The 15,854-nt window shown below is 72.2% G+C and carries 13 protein-coding genes; 9 read left to right on the top strand and 4 right to left on the bottom strand.

Annotated elements, in window-relative coordinates; all coding sequences use genetic code 11:
* Position 1: 1 nt before the first annotated feature.
* Both ACIP63_RS27235 and ACIP63_RS27230 read right to left on the bottom strand, forming a co-directional pair.
* Complete coding sequence (locus ACIP63_RS27235) at positions 2-952, bottom strand: ABC transporter permease (protein WP_401520563.1); 951 nt, start codon at positions 950-952, stop codon at positions 2-4.
* Between the two features lie 71 nt (positions 953-1,023).
* Entirely contained in the window at positions 1,024-2,619 is a 1,596-nt protein-coding gene (locus ACIP63_RS27230) for an ABC transporter substrate-binding protein (protein ID WP_401520560.1), read from the bottom strand.
* 168 nt (positions 2,620-2,787) lie between these two features.
* Here ACIP63_RS27230 and ACIP63_RS27225 point away from each other — a divergent pair, with 168 nt between their 5' ends.
* The 4 genes from ACIP63_RS27225 (at position 2,788) to ACIP63_RS27210 (ending at position 7,444) form a co-directional block, all read left to right on the top strand.
* The gene (locus tag ACIP63_RS27225; RefSeq protein ID WP_401520557.1) at positions 2,788-3,519 is read left to right on the top strand and encodes a FadR/GntR family transcriptional regulator; all 732 of its coding nucleotides are present in this window, start codon (positions 2,788-2,790) and stop codon (positions 3,517-3,519) included.
* Positions 3,520-3,664: 145 nt separating this feature from the next.
* Positions 3,665-4,648 carry an acetylxylan esterase gene (locus ACIP63_RS27220; RefSeq protein WP_401520554.1) on the top strand — a complete coding sequence of 328 codons (984 nt, stop codon included), beginning with the start codon at positions 3,665-3,667 and terminating at the stop codon, positions 4,646-4,648.
* Between the two features lie 63 nt (positions 4,649-4,711).
* Entirely contained in the window at positions 4,712-6,148 is a 1,437-nt protein-coding gene (locus ACIP63_RS27215; protein WP_401520551.1) for an exo-alpha-sialidase, read from the top strand.
* A 105-nt stretch (positions 6,149-6,253) separates the two neighbouring features.
* Complete coding sequence (locus tag ACIP63_RS27210) at positions 6,254-7,444, top strand: FAD-dependent monooxygenase (RefSeq protein ID WP_401520549.1); 1,191 nt, start codon at positions 6,254-6,256, stop codon at positions 7,442-7,444.
* On the opposite strand, the gene ACIP63_RS27205 is transcribed toward ACIP63_RS27210, so the two are convergent.
* Positions 7,414-8,127, bottom strand: a complete 714-nt coding sequence (locus ACIP63_RS27205) for a FadR/GntR family transcriptional regulator (RefSeq protein WP_401520546.1) — start codon at positions 8,125-8,127, stop codon at positions 7,414-7,416. The genes ACIP63_RS27210 and ACIP63_RS27205 overlap by 31 nt on opposite strands.
* A 165-nt stretch (positions 8,128-8,292) precedes the next feature.
* On the opposite strand from ACIP63_RS27205, the gene ACIP63_RS27200 reads away from it, so the two are divergent.
* The 5 genes from ACIP63_RS27200 to ACIP63_RS27180 all read left to right on the top strand — a co-directional run bounded on the left by ACIP63_RS27200 (position 8,293) and on the right by ACIP63_RS27180 (position 15,379).
* Positions 8,293-9,252 (top strand): dihydrodipicolinate synthase family protein, encoded by a 960-nt coding sequence (locus tag ACIP63_RS27200; protein WP_401520543.1) that lies wholly within the window; start codon positions 8,293-8,295, stop codon positions 9,250-9,252.
* A complete protein-coding gene (locus tag ACIP63_RS27195) occupies positions 9,249-10,193 on the top strand; it encodes an ROK family protein (protein ID WP_401520541.1) in 945 nt (314 codons plus the stop codon). Before ACIP63_RS27200 ends, ACIP63_RS27195 begins: the two co-directional genes overlap by 4 nt.
* The gene (locus tag ACIP63_RS27190; RefSeq protein WP_401520538.1) at positions 10,190-10,870 is read left to right on the top strand and encodes an N-acetylmannosamine-6-phosphate 2-epimerase; all 681 of its coding nucleotides are present in this window, start codon (positions 10,190-10,192) and stop codon (positions 10,868-10,870) included. The genes ACIP63_RS27195 and ACIP63_RS27190 overlap by 4 nt, the downstream gene beginning before the upstream one ends.
* Before the next feature lie 44 nt (positions 10,871-10,914).
* Positions 10,915-12,399, top strand: a complete 1,485-nt coding sequence (locus ACIP63_RS27185) for a sialate:H+ symport family MFS transporter (RefSeq protein WP_401520535.1) — start codon at positions 10,915-10,917, stop codon at positions 12,397-12,399.
* Positions 12,400-12,496: 97 nt separating this feature from the next.
* Entirely contained in the window at positions 12,497-15,379 is a 2,883-nt protein-coding gene (locus ACIP63_RS27180; protein ID WP_401520533.1) for an FAD-binding and (Fe-S)-binding domain-containing protein, read from the top strand.
* On the opposite strand, the gene ACIP63_RS27175 is transcribed toward ACIP63_RS27180, so the two are convergent.
* A complete protein-coding gene (locus ACIP63_RS27175) occupies positions 15,370-15,828 on the bottom strand; it encodes a MaoC family dehydratase (protein ID WP_401520530.1) in 459 nt (152 codons plus the stop codon). The genes ACIP63_RS27180 and ACIP63_RS27175 overlap by 10 nt on opposite strands.
* Positions 15,829-15,854: the final 26 nt, after the last annotated feature.

Genomic DNA, 15,854 nt, shown 5'->3' with positions numbered 1-15,854 from the left:
GTCACACCGTCCTGATGCGCGGGTTGACCAGCAGATAGAGCAGGTCGACGATGACGTTGACCACCAGGAAGGCGATGGCGATGGTCAGTACGGTGCCCTGGACCAGGGCGACGTCGCCGCCGGTGACACCTTCGAGGATGAGTTTGCCCATGCCGGGCAGGTCGAAGATCGCCTCGATGACGACGGCCCCGCTGAGCAGGTAGCCGACCTTGACGCCGAGCACGGTGAGGGGGGTGACGAGCGCGTTGCGGAGCACCGAGCGGATCACGAGGTGGACCGGCAGGCCGTTGCCCCGGGCCGTACGGACGTAGTCGCGGTCGAGTTCGGCGACCATCGACGTGCGGACGAGGCGTGCGAGTGACGCGGCGACGGGCACGGCGAGCGAGACGGCGGGCAGGGCCATCGTGGTGAGCCAGCCGCCGAACGAGTCGGCGGGGTTGGTGTATCCGCCGGTCGGGAAGATCCGGGTGTTCAGCGCGAACTGCTGGATGAGCAGGACGCCGAGCCAGAACGACGGGATGGCGACGCCGGCCATGGAGAGGATCCGGAAGAGCTGGTCGGGCCAGCGGTCGCGGTACATGGCGCCCACGACGCCGCCGGCGACGGCGAGGACGATCGCGAGGAGCAGCCCGAGGAAGGTGAGCTGGAGGGTGAGCGGGAAGGCCGCGGTGATCCGGTCGATCACGGGCCGGCTCGGTGGGGCGGTCATCCCGAGGTCGAAGTGGAGCAGTTGGCCGAGGAAGTCGAAGTAGCGTACGAGAAGCGGGGCGTTGAGCCCGTTCGCCTCGGCGAAGGCCTCCCTGGCCTCAGGGGTGGCGCTCTCCCCGAGCGCGTTGAAGGCCGGGTCGGCCGGCGAGAACTGCAGCACCACGAAGACCAGCAGCGCGATGCCGAGGATCATCACCGGCATCATCGCGACGCGGCGCAGCGCGAGCCGGAGAAAAGCAACCATCGTCGGGTTCCTTGCGGTTGGGCGGACGGCGGGTCCGGGCCGCCGGGGAGGGCGGCCCGGACCGGTGGACGTCAGGCGCGGCCGACGTCCACGAAGGACAGGCCGGTGGTGGGCAGCGGCCTGAAGCCGGGCAGGGCCTTCTCGCTCCAGGCGGTGGGCAGCTTGCGGTGGAGGATCGGGTAGAGCGCGGCCTCGTCGGCGACGACGTCGGTGATCCGGCCCCACAGCTGCTTGCGGGTGGCCTCGTCGGCGGTCTGGGCTGCCTTGTCGAGAAGCTGCTTGACCTGCTTGTACTCGGCGGACTTCGCCCAGCCGTAGCGCTTCTCCGGCCAGAAGCCGTAGTAGAACCAGCGCATCAGGAGGTCCACGTCGTTGCCGAAGACCGAGGGGTCGCCGGGGGCGACCATGACCTCGAAGTCGCCGCCGTCGACCTTGGCGTACTGGGCCGGGGACTGCGCGATGTCGAGGGTGGCCTCAATGCCCGCGGCGGCCCAGCTCTCCTTGAGCAGCGGGGCGATGTCCTTGACCCAGCCGGTGTCGGTGGTCAGGACGGTGAACCCGAGCTTGCCCACGCCCGCTTCGGTGAGCAGCTTCTTCGCCTTGGCCACGTCGTGCGTGTAGACGGTGGCGGCCTGGTGGTGGTCGGGGTGGGTCGAGGGGAGGTAGCCGGTGGCGGCCGCCGCGTTGCCGACCATCGCGGTGGAGATGATCTTCTCGGTGTCCAGCGCGTAGTGCAGGGCCTGGCGGACCCGCTTGTCGGCGAACCGCTCGTCGGCGGTGTTGAACATCAGGAAGAGGAGGCCGAAGGACTGCACGGACTCGGTCTTCGTGGTCGCGGAGAGCCGCTTGACGTCGATGTACGGGACGTCCTCGATGGCCTGGACACGGCCGGACTCCATGGCGCTGACGCGGGCCGACTGGTCCGACATCAGGCGCCAGACCATCTTCTCGGCCTTGGCGGGGTGCGGGCCGTTGTAGGTGTCGTACTTCTCGAAGACGATCTTGTCCTCGCGGGTGGCCTCGACGAACTTGTACGGGCCCGAGCCGACGGGCTTGGCGTCGAAGCCCTTGACGTCCGCCTCGACGATCTTCTTCGGCACGATCCGGGCGACGGCGATGCGGGAGGGGAACAGCGCGAAGGCGTACTTGAGCTTGAACTCGACCGTCTTGGTGTCGACCGCGGTGACGGTGTCGATGAAGGGCACGAACTGTGCCATCAGCGAGGAGTTCTTCGGGTCCAGGATGCGTTCGAAGCTGAAGACCACGTCCTCGGCGGTGACCGCCGAGCCGTCGTGGAAGGTCGCGCCGTCGCGGAGGGTGGCGCGGTAGGTGGTGGCGTTGATCTTCTTCGGCATCTCGGTGGCGAGTGCGGGAGCGGCCACGAGCGTGGCCGGGTCGAGATCGACCAGGCCCTCGAAGATGTGCATGTTGGCCGCGTACGGCGTGGCACCCGATGTGATCATCGGGTCGAATCCGGTCGACAGGGGGTACGACAGACCGGCCTCGATGGTGCCGTTGCCGTCGCTCCTGCCCGCCGCTCCGTCGGCGGTCGAGGAGGGCCCGCCGCACGCCGAGAGGCCTGCCGTGATGGCGGCGGCCGCCCCGATGGCGCTGGTGTAACGCAGGAAGGTGCGGCGCTCGACGCCGGCCGGCCTCAGCTCGGGCACGGGTCCTCCAGGGGAGTTGAGGATGGGGAAACAGGTGAAGAAGGCTGTTTTTGGCGTTCTCGGCAGGCCGATGAAGCGCCAAGCATCAGACGTCAGATGTCTGATGCCTTGATAGCGTGGGAACGTAGCTTGACAATCGAGAAGGGTCAAGAGGTGGGGAGTTCACATATGTCCGGCACACGCCCCGGTCGCACCTTGTTGCGGCAGGAAGTCGTCGAGGGCATCAAGCGCTACATCCTCGACGAGCGGCTGCGCCCCGGGGACCCGCTCCCGACGGAGCCGGCCCTGTGCGAGGCGCTCGGCGCCAGCCGGTCCAGCGTCCGGGAGGCCGTCAAGATCCTCGCCGCCCTCGACATCGTCGAGGTGCGCCACGGCCACGGGACGTACGTCGGCCGGCTGAGCCTGTCCGCGCTGGTGGAAAGCCTGACCTTCCGCGGCCTGCTCTCCCCCGACGACGACTTCCAGGTGATGGCCGACCTCGTCGACGTGCGCGAGCTCTTCGAGCGGGGCATGGCCGACCGGATCATCTCCTCGCTCTCCACCGAACAGCTCGACGCCCTGGACGGGCTGGTGGCGACCATGCGCGCCACCGGCGCGGGCGACGGCCACGGATTCGTCGCGGCGGACCGGGCGTTCCACGCCCTGCTCGTGGCCCCGCTGGGCAACGACCTGATCGGCCAGCTCTCGATGGCCTTCTGGGACGTGTACACGATCGTCGCTCCGCACCTCGACGGATTCACACACGCCGACGAGACGGCGACGATCACCGCCCATCAGAACATCGTGGACGCGGCCCGCGCGGGCGACACCACCGCGTTCCTCAAGGCTCTCGGCGAGCACTACGCACCCGTCAGGCGGCGCATCGCCGAGGCCAGGTCACGCGGAGCGGACCCGCTCTGACCGCGGGTCCCCCGCCTCCCGGGGCGGGGGCCCCGGCACCGCCCCACCCTTGACGGCCGGCCGCAAGGCTCCCTAGGGTCCGGATGCCACCAGGACATCTGACGTCTTCTGTCCTGTCGCTTCCCGTCCCCAGGAGGGCACAGCCATGCCGTCGGCCGATCTCCCGCTCGAGGAATGCCTCACCTATCGGCCCGGAATGCCGCTGCCCGACGGCTTCGACGCCTTCTGGTCCGGCACCCTGAGCGAGGCGCCTCACGACGGCGTCCCGGACAAGCCGCGCTACAGGCCGGTCGACTGCGGGCTGAGCCAGGTGCGCACGTACGACGTGAGTATCCCGGGGTACGCCGGCCGGCCGGTGCGCGGATGGCTGCACATGCCCGCCGGTGCCACCGAACCGCTCGGCTGTGTCGTCGAGTTCCTGGGGTACGGACGCGGCCGGGGGCTCGCGCACGAGCAGCTGATGTGGGCCTGCGCCGGATACGCGCACCTGATCATGGACACCCGCGGCCAGGGATGGTCGGTGGCCGGCGGCGTCACCCCGGACACCGACGCCGGGGCCGCCGGGACCGTGCCGGGCTTCGTGACCCGGGGCATCGAGAGCCCCGAAACCTACTACTACCGGCGGGTGTTCACCGACGCGGTCCGCTGCGTGGAGGCGATGCTCGACCACCCGGAGGTCGACCCCGCCCGCATCGTGGTGACCGGGTTCAGCCAGGGCGGCGGCATCGCGCTGGCCGTGGCCGGGCTCGTGCCGGGGCTGGCCGGGGTGATGCCGGACGTGCCGTTCCTGTGCAACATCCCCCGGGCCGCCCGGATCGCCGGGGTGCCGCCGTACACCGAGATCGCCGACCACCTCCGCCTCCACCGCGACCGCACCGCGTCGGCCTTCCGCACGCTGTCCTACTTCGACGCCGCGCACCACGCCACCCGCGCGACGGCGCCCGCACTGTTCTCCATCGCGATGATGGACGAGATCTGCCCGCCCTCCACCTGCTTCACGGCCTACAACCGTTACGCCGGCCCCAAGGACGTACGCGTCTACGAGTTCAACGGGCACGAGGGCGGCGCCGAGCACCATCGGGCCGGGCAACTGGCCTGGGTGCGTTCCCTGTTCGCCGGCCGCTCCTGACCGGATCCCACTCGCTCCGCTCCGTCTCCGCAGCTCTCCCCCTCACGAGAAGAGAGACCGTACATGCAGCGCAGAGTCACCCTCGCCATGCTGTCCGCCGCCGTCATGGTGGCCACCGCGGCCGGCACCGCGCACGGCGCCCCCGCCGCCGGCGAACTGACCTCCCAGGACATCGCGACCGCGGGAGCCGGATCCCCCTACTACCGCATCCCCGCGCTGACCACCTCCACCAAGGGCACGCTGCTGGCCGCCTACGACGCCCGTCCCACCCTCGGCGACCTGCCCGGCAACCTCGGGATCGTGCTGCGCCGCAGCACCGACGGCGGCATCACCTGGGGGACCCAGCAGGTCGTCCGCAAGGAGGCCGCACCCAAGGGCTTCGGTGATCCGAGCCTGCTCGTGGACCGCACGACGGGCCGGATCTTCGTCTTCTACGCGGGCTCCGTGAACCAGGGCTTCCTCGGATCGGGCACCGGCAACGACGAGACCGACCCGGACATCCTCCAGACCGACTACAGCTACTCCGACGACGACGGGCTGACCTGGACCCACCGCCGGATCACCGGCCAGATCAAGAACCCGGCCTGGGCCGGGATGTTCGCGGCCTCGGGCGAGGGCATCCAGGTGCGCAACGGCGCGTACAAGGGGCGGCTGATCCAGCAGTACGCCATCCGCGACAACGGGGCCAACTACGCGGTCAGCGCGTACAGCGACGACCACGGCGCGACCTGGAGGACGGGCAACCCGGTCGGCCCCGGCGGGGACGAGAACAAGACCGTCGAGCTCAACGACGGCCGGATCATGCTGAACAACCGTTCCGCGCCCTACCGGACGATCGCCTACTCCACCGACGGTGGCGTCAACTACACGCCGTTCACCCAGGACACCGAGCTGCCCGACCCGGCGAACAACGCCTCGGTCATCCGGTACGCCCCGGACGCCGCGGCGTCGGACCCGCAGTCCTCGTGGCTGCTGTTCAGCAACACCGAGAGCACCTCCTCCCGGAGCAACCTCACCGTGAAGATGTCCTGCGACAACGGGAAGTCCTGGCCGATCCGGAAGGTCGTGGACGCGGGCAGCGCCGCGTACTCCACGATGACGAAGCTGTCGAACGGCCGGGTCGGCCTGCTCCACGAGCGCGACCACTACAAGAACATCACCTACTCCTCCTTCGACCTCCAGTGGCTCGGCGGCACCTGCGCGGACATCACCATCACCCCGCCGGCCACGCTGAAGGCGGGGACCAGCACCGAGGTCACCGTCCGGGTCGTCAACCGGATGGACGTGACCCGGAGTGCGGGAACGCTCGACCTGACGGTGCCCGGCGGCTGGACGACGAAGCAGGTGGCCTTCCCGGCGACGCGCCCGGGCGAGGGCGCGAACATCAAGGTCCCGGTCACGATCCCGGCCGGCGCCTCCGGGGACGCCAGGCTCACCGTGACCTACAAGGCCGACGGCAAGCAGGCCTCGGGGAGCCGGACGGTGACCGTCACGCCGTGACGCCCCGTCCCGAGGGTGGTGTGGTTCCCCCGTCCGCGCCCGCCCGGCTGCGACGATGGGGGACGGCATCTCGCCGGACCCGGGACGACGACAGGCGGTAGCGGCATGGCGGCAACGGGCTTACGGATGGGCGTCGTCGGCGGCAGCATCGCCGGGTGCGCGACGGCGGTCGCGGGTCTCCGGGCGGGGGCCGACGTCACCGTGTACGAGCGCAGTGCGGGCGCGCTCCAGGACCGGGGGCTCGGCATCGTGATCCCGCCCGCCCTGCACGAGCGGCTGGTCGCCACGGGCTATCTCGACGCCGCCATGCCCACCGCTCCCGTGGCGACCCGCGTCTGGCTGACCCGGGCCCCCGGCGACCGCTCGGCACGCGAGTTCGCCCGGCAGTCCAGCCCCGTGACCCCGTGCAACTGGGGTCTGCTGTGGCAGGCGTTGCGCACCGCGTCCGCCGGCGCGAGCCATCACCGCGGACGCCCCGTCGTCTCCGTCGAGCGGGCACCCTCCGGCGGCGCCGTCGTCCGTACGGCAGTGAGCGAGGGCACCTACGACATCGTCGTGGGCGCCGACGGGCACGCATCGCTCACCCGCCGCGTCCTGGCCCCTGACCTGCGGCCCACCCCCGCCGGGTACACCGTGTGGCGCGGCACGCTCCCCCTGTCCGCGCTCGCGGACCACCGCCGCCCTCTGGAGCTGCTGCGCGGCGCCTGGGTGACGATCGGTTTCCCCGGCGGGCACGGCATCTTCTACCTGATCCCCCGGGGCGGGGGCGCCGGGCCGGACGACCGCCTGCTCGCCTACGCGATCTACGCGACCCCGCCCGGCCGGGCACCGGGCGAGGCCGGGTACGTACGGCAGCTGGCCGAGGAGCACTTCCCCCGGGAGTGGGCCGAGATCGTGGCCCGGGGGGAGCACACCGCGACGACCTGCCACCCCGTCGCCGATCTGCACGCGCCCCTCGCCGCGGAGCTCCCGTTCCTCCTCGCGGGCGACGCGGCGGGGGTGACCCGCCCGCACACGGCGAGCGGAGCGGTCAAGGCGCTGCAGGACGCCCTCTGCCTGGAGGAGGTGCTGCGGACGTCGGCCTCGGCCGCCGGGGCGCTGCGGCACTACGCCCGTGAGCGCACCCCGGAGGGGGCCCGGCTGGTGGAGCTGGGCCGCAGACTGGGCCGCGCCCAGGTGGAGCGGGCCCCGGACTGGACCGCGATGGACCAGGGAGCGGTGGACGCGTGGTGCCGCGCCACCCTGGCGGGCACGAGCAGCTATCTCTACGCGGAAACGGGCACGGACGCGGACTGAGGTTCCAGGCGGCCGCGGATCCCGTCGAAGTGGGTGCTCATCGCGCGCACCGCACGCGCTCCGTCGGCGGCGGCGACCGCCTCGACGATCTCGTGGTGCTGGGCGCAGGTGACGGCCGGGTCCTGGTGGCCGTCGTCCATGTCCTCGCGCACCCGGTCCATGGCCGCCCAGAACGCGTCCAGCACCTCGCTGAGCAGGTGGTTGTCGAGGGAGGCGTAGAGCGCGAGGTGGAAGGCGCGGTCGGTGGAGCGGGCGACCCGGCCGCCCCGGGCGGCCTCGCCCTCCATGGTCACGACGAGGGCCCGCAGCACGGCCAGGTCCTCCGCGGGGACGCCGACGGTGACGGCGCCGACCAGCCCGGTCTCCAGCGCCTCGCGCACCTTCATCAGCTCCAGCAGGCCCGGTTCGCCCTGTCTGTGCCGGACGGCGGCCCGGAAGGCGAGGCCCTCGGCGAAGGGCGACAGGGAGAGGGAGCCGACGAAGGTCCCGAAGCCGCGCCGGATCTCGACGACGTTCATGGCCTGGAGCGCCTTGAGCGCCTCGCGAACCGAGACGCGTCCGGCCGTGAACAGCTCCATCAACTCGGTCTCGGTGGGCAGCGGATCGCCCGGTCCCAGCCTGCGTTCGAGAATCAGTTCCTTGATCTTTCGCTCGATGTCCTGAGCCATGGTGGGGCGGGCCACAACGGTCCTCCTGCGGTGTCGCCGGCCGCCGGGACCTCTTGACCGGTCGCCGGGGCATCTGTCTAAGGTGAGTCCAGACATAGGACATCTTACGTCCCATGTCTCGGTCCCGCCTCCCTTCCCGGGCGACGGGCCAATGTTCCTAACGAGCTGGAGCCCCACACCATGTCCTTGACCGCACCGCTGCACGGCGTCGTACCGCCGGTCTGCACCCCGCTCGACGCCCGTGGGGAGGTCGACACGGCCTCCCTCACCCGGCTCGTCGGCCACCTCGTCGACGGCGGTGTGCACGGTCTGTTCGCCCTCGGTTCGACCAGCGAGGTCGCCTATCTGACCGACGACCAGCGCGCCACGGCGCTGGAGACCGTGGTCACCGCGGCCGCCGGCCGGGTCCCGGTCCTCGCCGGGGTCATCGACACGACGACCGCCCGCGTCGTCGAGCACGCCCGGACCGCGGCGAAGCTCGGCGCGGACGCCCTCGTGGCGACCGCGCCCTTCTACACCCGTACGCACCCCAAGGAGATCGCCGGGCACTTCCGCCGGCTGCGTGGAGCCGTCGACCTCCCGCTGTTCGCCTACGACATCCCGGTGGCCGTGCACTCCAAGCTCTCCGCCGCCCTGGTGCGCGAGCTCGCCGAGGACGGCACCCTGGCCGGCCTCAAGGACAGCAGCGGTGACGAGGGCGGGCTCCGCAGGCTCGTCGTGGAGCTCGGCGGACGCGAGGGCCGGGCGGGTGGCCCGGTGCCGCACTTCAGCGTGCTGACCGGTTCCGAACTCACCGTGGACGCGGCGCTGCTGGCCGGTGCCGACGGTGTCGTGCCCGGCATCGGCAACGTGGACCCGGCCGGCTACGTCCGGCTGTACGACGCCGCGCGCGCCGGTGACTGGGAGCTCGCCGCCCGGGAGCAGGAGCGTCTCGTCGAGCTGTTCGCCATGGTCGACGCCGGCCCGGAGCAGGACATGGGCCGCAGCTCCTCGGCGCTGGGCTCCTTCAAGCAGGCGCTGCGGCTGCTCGGTGTCATCGACAGCGGCGCCACCGCCTTCCCGCAGATCCAGCTCTCCGACGGCTCCGTCGCGCTGATCGCCGAGCGGCTGCGCGCCGCCGGTCTGCCGCCGGTCCGATGAGCGGGCGGGCGACCGGGACCGTGGTGATCGGCCTCGACCTCGGCGGTACGAAGATCGCGGCCGCGCTCGTCGCAGCCGACGGCACGGTGCTGGCCCGGCACACCCGGCCCACCCCCGCCCGGGACGGCGCCGTGGCGGTGCTCGACGCGCTCGCCGCGGCGGCGGCCGAGGTGGACCCCGGCCGCCTGGCCACGGTGCTCGGCATCGCCGCCGCCGGGGTCGTCGACCCCCGCAGCGGCATGGTCACCAGCGCCACCGACTCGATCAGCGGCTGGGCGGGCACCGCGCTCGGCGCGGGTCTCGCGGACCGTACGGGCCTGCCGGTGGCCTGCGACAACGACGTACGCGCCACCGCGGGACCGGAGCTCGCCGAACTGCCGGACGGGCGCGGCTCGCTGCTGTTCGCGGCCGTCGGTACGGGGGTGGGCGGCGCGCTCGCCGTCGACGGGCGGATGCTCCACGGCGCGTCCGGCATCGCCGGCCACCTCGGCCACCTCCCCAGCCCGGAGGCGGCCGGACTGCCCTGCACCTGCGGGGCCACCGGGCACCTGGAGGTCATCGCCTCCGGCCCGGGTATCACCGCGCATTACGAGCGGCTCACCGGCGCCCCGGCGGACCGGCTCGAAACGGTGGCCCTCAGGGCGGCCGGTGGCGACGACGCCGCCGTACGCGCCGTCACCACCGGCGCGACCGCCGCCGGACGGGTCCTCGGCGGTCTCGCCAACGCGCTCGGCCCCGACCGGGTCGTCGTCGGGGGCGGGGTCCCGCGGATCGGTGCACTGTACGGCGACGCGCTGGCCGCCGCCTTCGCCGCCGAACTGATGCCTCCGCTGCGCGGGCTCGTCCCCGCGCCCCCGCGCTTCGGCCACGACGCCGCCGTCCTGGGCGCCGCGGCTCTGACCACCACCCTTCCCCTCCACCACCCGGGAGCTCTCCGATGACCGCACAGGACCTGGCCGACGCCCTCCGGGGCCGGCTGATCGTCTCCTGCCAGGCGCCTCCCGGCGACCCGATGCGGGAGACCGCCACCCTCGTACGCCTCGCCCTCTCGGCCGTGGCCGGCGGCGGCTCCGCGATCCGCGCCAACGAGCCGGAGGTCGTCGCCGCGATCGCCGGGGCCGTGGACCTGCCGGTCATCGGCCTGTGGAAGGACGGCGACACCGGGGTCTACATCACCCCGACCGTCCGGCACTCCCTGGCGATCGTCGAGGCCGGTGCGGCCGTCGTCGCCGCCGACGCCACCGACCGGCCGCGCCCCGACGGCTCGACCTTCGCCGAGCTGGTCACCGCCGTGCACGCGGCGGGCGCCTTGGTCATGGCCGACGTCTCCACGCTCGCCGAGGGGGTCACCGCCGCCGGGCAGGGGGCGGACTTCGTCTCCACCACCCTGTCCGGCTATGTGCCGGGGTCCCCGGAGCAGACCGGCCCGGACCTGGACCTTGTGACATCTCTCTCGGCCGCGGTCCCTGTACCGGTCGTCGCCGAAGGCCGTATCAATACCCCTGAGGAGGCTGCCGAGGCCCTCGCCCGCGGCGCCCACAGCGTCGTGGTCGGCACGGCCATCACCGCACCCACCGCCCTGACGTCCCGCTTCGTCGCCGGTCTCGCCCGGCCCTGAGCAGCCCTCACCACGCGGGCGGCGACGCGTCGCCGTTCCGCACCATGGAGCGCACCGTGCAGAAATCCTCCCCCACGCTCCCCTGGTACCGCGAGGTGAGCGGTACGCAGTGGAAGTCATTCTTCGCCGCCTGGATCGGCTACGTCCTCGACGGCTTCGACTTCGTCCTCATCACGCTCGTCCTCACCGAGATCAGTGACGACTTCGGACTGAGCACCGTCCAGGCGGCGAGCCTGATCTCCGGTGCCTTCATCACACGCTGGCTGGGCGGCGCGGTCCTGGGCGCGATCGGCGACCGGTACGGCCGCAAGCTCTCCATGGTGCTGAGCATCCTCCTCTACTCGCTCGGCACCTTCGCCTGCGGCTTCGCCTGGAACTACCACAGCCTCTTCGCCGCCCGGCTCGCCATCGGCATGGGCATGGCCGGGGAGTACAGCGCCAGCGCCACGTACGTCATGGAGAGCTGGCCGGCCCGCCTGCGCAGCCGCGCCAGCGGCTTCCTGATATCCGGCTTCTCCGTCGGCTCGGTCCTCGCGGCGCAGGTCTACGACTGGGTGGTGCCGTCGCTGGGCTGGCGGTGGATGTTCTACCTGGGCCTGATCCCGATCGTGGTCGCGCTGTGGATGCGGCGGGCGCTGCCGGAGGCGGAGGAGTGGACCGCGGACGTCGCGGACCGGGGCGCCAGGCCCAACCCCTTCCAGCCGCTGTTCCGCAGCCCGCGGCCGGCCCTGGTCAACACGGTCCTGATCGTGGTCGCCACCCTCGCGCTCTTCATGGTCTTCACCCCGAGCGGTGAGGGGATGGTCCCGGTCCTGTCGGTGGTCGCCGGACTCGCCCTCGTGGCGTTCGCCGTGCAGCTGGGCGGGAAGCGCGGTTGGCTGCTGTACGTCTCGATGATCGTGACGCTGTTCTTCGCGTTCCTCTACTCCTGGCCCATCCAGGCCCTGCTGCCCACGTATCTGAAGTCCGAGCTGGGCTACAGCACCGGCCAGGTCACCGACGTCCTCTACTTCGCCGGCTTCGGCACCATGGCCGGCTGCTGGGCCGCGGGCTTCCTGGGAGACCGGATCGGGGCGAAGAAGGCGTACGCGCTGACGCTGCTGGCCTCGCTGGCCTTCGTCTACCCGGTCTTCGCGGTGCGGGACAACCTGCTGGTGCTCGGCTGTCTGCTGTTCCTGCTGCAGGCCACCAGCTTCGGCATCTCGGGGCTGCTGCCGCGCTACATCGGCGGCCACTTCCCGACCGCGAACCGGGGGGCCGCGCTGGGCTTCACGTACAACGTGGGGGCGCTCGGCGGGGCCGTCGCGCCGGTCCTCGGGGCGCACCTGGCGTCCGGGATGGACCTGGGACAGGCCCTGGCGGTGCTGACCTTCGCGGGGACGGTGATCGTGGTGCTGCTGGTCGGTTTCGACGTACCGGCCCGGCTGAACCGGCTCACGGACCCCGACGCGCCGAGGGACCATCTGGCCGCGCCCTCCGAGGCCGTGGGCACCGAGCGGAAGGACCCGGTGGGCCAAGACCTGGCCTGAGCTCTTCCTCCGCGGTTCCCGGCCCCCGGTTTCTCCTTCCCCTATGCTCTGGCCATCGCGTTCACCACGAGCAAGCCCGGAACCGTCGGAAGTGGCCTTGTCGACGACTGAGTCCCGCCACCCCCGTCTCGGCGCAGCGGTCCGCACCGACCTGCGCCGGGCGGGCGTCCTCGACGTCCTCACGGACACGACGTCGCGGGCGGCCCACTCCACCGACGCCTCCCTCTACCGTGTGCCGCCGCTCGTCGTCGTCCGGCCGCGTTCGGCCGAGGAGGCCGCCGCGACGCTGGAGGTCTGCCGGCGGCGGGGGGTCGCCCTCACCTCGCGCGGCGCGGGGACCTCGGTGGCGGGAAACTCCATCGGGCCGGGCGTCGTCATGGACTTCAGCCGCCACATGAACCGCGTACTGGAGATCGACCCGGCCGACAGGTCCGCGACCGTCGAACCCGGCACGGTGCACGCCACTCTGCAGAGGTCCGCCGCCGGTCACGGTCTGCGCTTCGGCCCCGACCCGTCCACCCACTCCCGCTGCACGATCGGCGGGATGATCGGGAACAACGCGTGCGGCACCCGGACGCTGGCGTACGGCCGGACGTCCGACAACGTCCTCGGGCTCACCGTGCTGACGGGCACCGGCAGCACACTCGCCCTCACCTCGCCGCCCGGCCGGGTGCCCGGGAGTACGCAACTGTCCGCGCTGCGGAGCGTCGTCGGCGCGGGCCTGGCCACCATCCGGACCGAGTTCGGCACGTTCGGGCGCCAGGTGTCCGGGTACGCGCTGGAGCACCTCCTGCCGGAGAACCGCTTCGACGTCGCCCGGTTCCTCGTCGGCAGCGAAGGAACGCTGGCCGTGTCCACACAGGCCACCGTCCGCCTGGTCACCGACCCGCGCCACCGCGTTCTCGTGGTCCTCGGCTACCCGGACATCGCCACGGCCGCGGACCACGCGCCCGCGGCGGCCGCACACCTGCCGACGGCGTGCGAGGCGATCGACTCACGCATCGTCGACGTGGTCCGGGCGCGCCACGGAGCCGGTGCCGTGCCTCCGCTGCCGACGGGCGGGGCGTGGCTGTTCGTCGAGGTGTCGGGCGACTCCCTCGGCGAACTCACCGACAGGGCCCGCGAGGTGGGCCGCGAATGCGGCGCACAGGACAGCCTGGTCGTCCCCGATCCCGCCCGGGCGGCGGCTCTCTGGCGCATCCGTGAGGACGGCGCGGGCCTGTCGGGGCGCAGCCCGGCGGGTCTTCCCGCGCATGCCGGGTGGGAGGATGCGGCAGTCCCCCCTGCGGCACTCGGCGGTTATCTGCGCGACTTCGAGCGGCTGATGGACCGGTTCGGCGTCACCGGGCTGCCGTACGGCCACTTCGGCGACGGCTGCCTCCACATCCGGCTGGACCTGCCGCTCGACAGACCCGGGGGCAGCGCCGTCCTTCGCGCGTTCCTCGGCGAGGCCGCCGAACTCGTCGCCGGGTACGGCGGATCGCTCTCCGGTGAGCACGGTGACGGACGGGCCAGGAGCGAACTCCTGTCCGCCATGTACTCCCCCGAGGCCCTGGAGCTCTTCGCCGGCGTCAAGGCCGTGTTCGACCCCGGCAACATCCTGAACCCCGGTGTCCTGGTCGATCCCCGGCCCGTCGACGCCGACCTGCGGGTCCCCGCCGCACCACCGGTGAACCGCGGGCTCGCCCTGCTGTACGAGGAGGACGGCGGCGACTTCACCCAGGCGGTGCACCGCTGCACGGGCGTCGGCAAGTGCCGGGCGGACAACACCTCCGCCGGGAGTGTGATGTGCCCGTCGTACCTGGCGACGAAGGAGGAGAAGGACTCCACCCGCGGCCGGGCCCGGGTCCTCCAGGAAATGGCCAACGGGACGCTGGTCGGCGCGGGTTGGCGGTCGCCGGAGGTCCACGAGGCCCTCGACCTGTGTCTGTCGTGCAAGGGCTGCCTCTCGGACTGCCCCACGGGTGTGGACATGGCCGCGTACAAGTCCGAGGTGCTCCACCAGAGTTACCGGCACCGGATCCGTCCCGCCATCCACTACTCCCTGGGGTGGCTCCCCCGCTGGGCGCGCCTCGCCGGTCACGCACCCGGCCTGGTCAACCGGGTGGCACGGCTGCCCGGCATCGCCCCGCTCGCGCTGGCGGCGGCCGGCGTGGACAGCCGCCGGACCGTGCCGTCGTTCCCGCGCGAGACCTTCCGGAAGTGGTTCGGGAGGACCCGGCCCGGGCGCGACGCGGGCGGCAGGCCCGTGCTGCTCTTCGTGGACACCTTCACCGACCACTTCTCCCCCGAGGTGGGCATCGCCACCGTCCGTGTCCTGGAGGCCGCCGGGTACCGGCCGCAGATCACCCGGGAACAGCTCTGCTGCGGTCTCACCTGGATCTCCACGGGGCAGCTCGACACCGCACGCAGGCTCCTCGGGAGGACGGTCGACGTCCTGGGGGCCGCGGCGGCCCCGGGCACGCCCGTCGTCGGCATGGAGCCGTCGTGCACCGCGACACTCCGCTCGGACTCCCTGGAACTGCTCGGTCGGGACAGGGCACGGCCGGTCGCCGAAGCCACCCGCACCCTCGCCGAACTGCTGGCGGAGACCCCGGCCTGGACGGCCCCGGATCTGAGGGGGCGCGAGGTCGTCGCCCAGCCCCACTGCCACCACCACGCGGTGATGGGATGGGACACCGACGCGGAGCTCCTGGAGTCGGCGGGTGCCACGGTCCGGCGCCTGGGCGGATGCTGCGGGCTGGCGGGCAACTTCGGTGCCGAGAAAGGCCATTACGAGGTGTCCGTCGCGGTGGCCGGGCAGCAGCTCCTGCCGGCCCTGCGCGGTGCGCGGGAGGGCACGGCCGTCCTCGCCGACGGCTACTCCTGCCGGACCCAGATCGCCGACCTGACCGGCCGGACCGGCCTGCACCTGGCGGAGCTCCTCACGCGCGGACTCCCCCGGGATGCCCCTGACGGGAGCAACGGCCGTCAGGGATAGAAGTGGGTCAGCGACTCCGCGACGCAGGCCGGCTTCTGCGACCCTTCGAGCTCGAAGGTGAAGGCCCGGGTCATCTGCACGCCGCCCCGCGCGACCTCGGTCACCCCGGCCACGGACGCGTGCAGCCGTACGCGGCTGCCGACGGGGACGGGCGCCGGGTACCTGACCCGGTTGACCCCGTAGTTGAGCGCACGTCCCACGCCGTGGACCTGGAGCAGCTCGCCGAACATCGGGATGCCCCAGCTCAGCACCATGTAGCCGTGGGCGATGGTGCGCCCGTACGGGCCGGCGGCCGCGCGTTCGACGTCGGTGTGGATCCACTGGTGGTCCCCCGAGACGTACGCGTAGGCGTCGATCAGCTCCTGGGTGACCTCCTTCCACTCCGAGTGCCCGAGGTCGCGCCCGCCGAGGGCGAGGATCTCCGGGATGCCGTTGACGGTCAGGGGCATCGGTGGTGCTCCGTTCTGCTCGTACG

This window comes from Streptomyces sp. NPDC088746, from assembly GCF_044751065.1.
In the GTDB taxonomy this organism is placed as follows: Bacteria; Actinomycetota; Actinomycetes; order Streptomycetales; family Streptomycetaceae; genus Streptomyces.
The sequence above is the reverse complement of the archived record's forward strand: the minus strand, read 5'-3'. Positions and strand labels throughout refer to the sequence as shown.

Coding starts and splice junctions, on each gene's coding strand:
- ACIP63_RS27225 (WP_401520557.1), top strand. CDS start 2,788: ATGTCCGGCACACGCCCCGGTCGCACCTTGTTGCGGCAGGAAGTCGTC.
- ACIP63_RS27200 (WP_401520543.1), top strand. CDS start 8,293: ATGTCCTTGACCGCACCGCTGCACGGCGTCGTACCGCCGGTCTGCACC.
- ACIP63_RS27235 (WP_401520563.1), bottom strand. CDS start 952: ATGGTTGCTTTTCTCCGGCTCGCGCTGCGCCGCGTCGCGATGATGCCG.
- ACIP63_RS27220 (WP_401520554.1), top strand. CDS start 3,665: ATGCCGTCGGCCGATCTCCCGCTCGAGGAATGCCTCACCTATCGGCCC.
- ACIP63_RS27195 (WP_401520541.1), top strand. CDS start 9,249: ATGAGCGGGCGGGCGACCGGGACCGTGGTGATCGGCCTCGACCTCGGC.
- ACIP63_RS27185 (WP_401520535.1), top strand. CDS start 10,915: ATGGAGCGCACCGTGCAGAAATCCTCCCCCACGCTCCCCTGGTACCGC.
- ACIP63_RS27215 (WP_401520551.1), top strand. CDS start 4,712: ATGCAGCGCAGAGTCACCCTCGCCATGCTGTCCGCCGCCGTCATGGTG.
- ACIP63_RS27190 (WP_401520538.1), top strand. CDS start 10,190: ATGACCGCACAGGACCTGGCCGACGCCCTCCGGGGCCGGCTGATCGTC.
- ACIP63_RS27210 (WP_401520549.1), top strand. CDS start 6,254: ATGGCGGCAACGGGCTTACGGATGGGCGTCGTCGGCGGCAGCATCGCC.
- ACIP63_RS27175 (WP_401520530.1), bottom strand. CDS start 15,828: ATGCCCCTGACCGTCAACGGCATCCCGGAGATCCTCGCCCTCGGCGGG.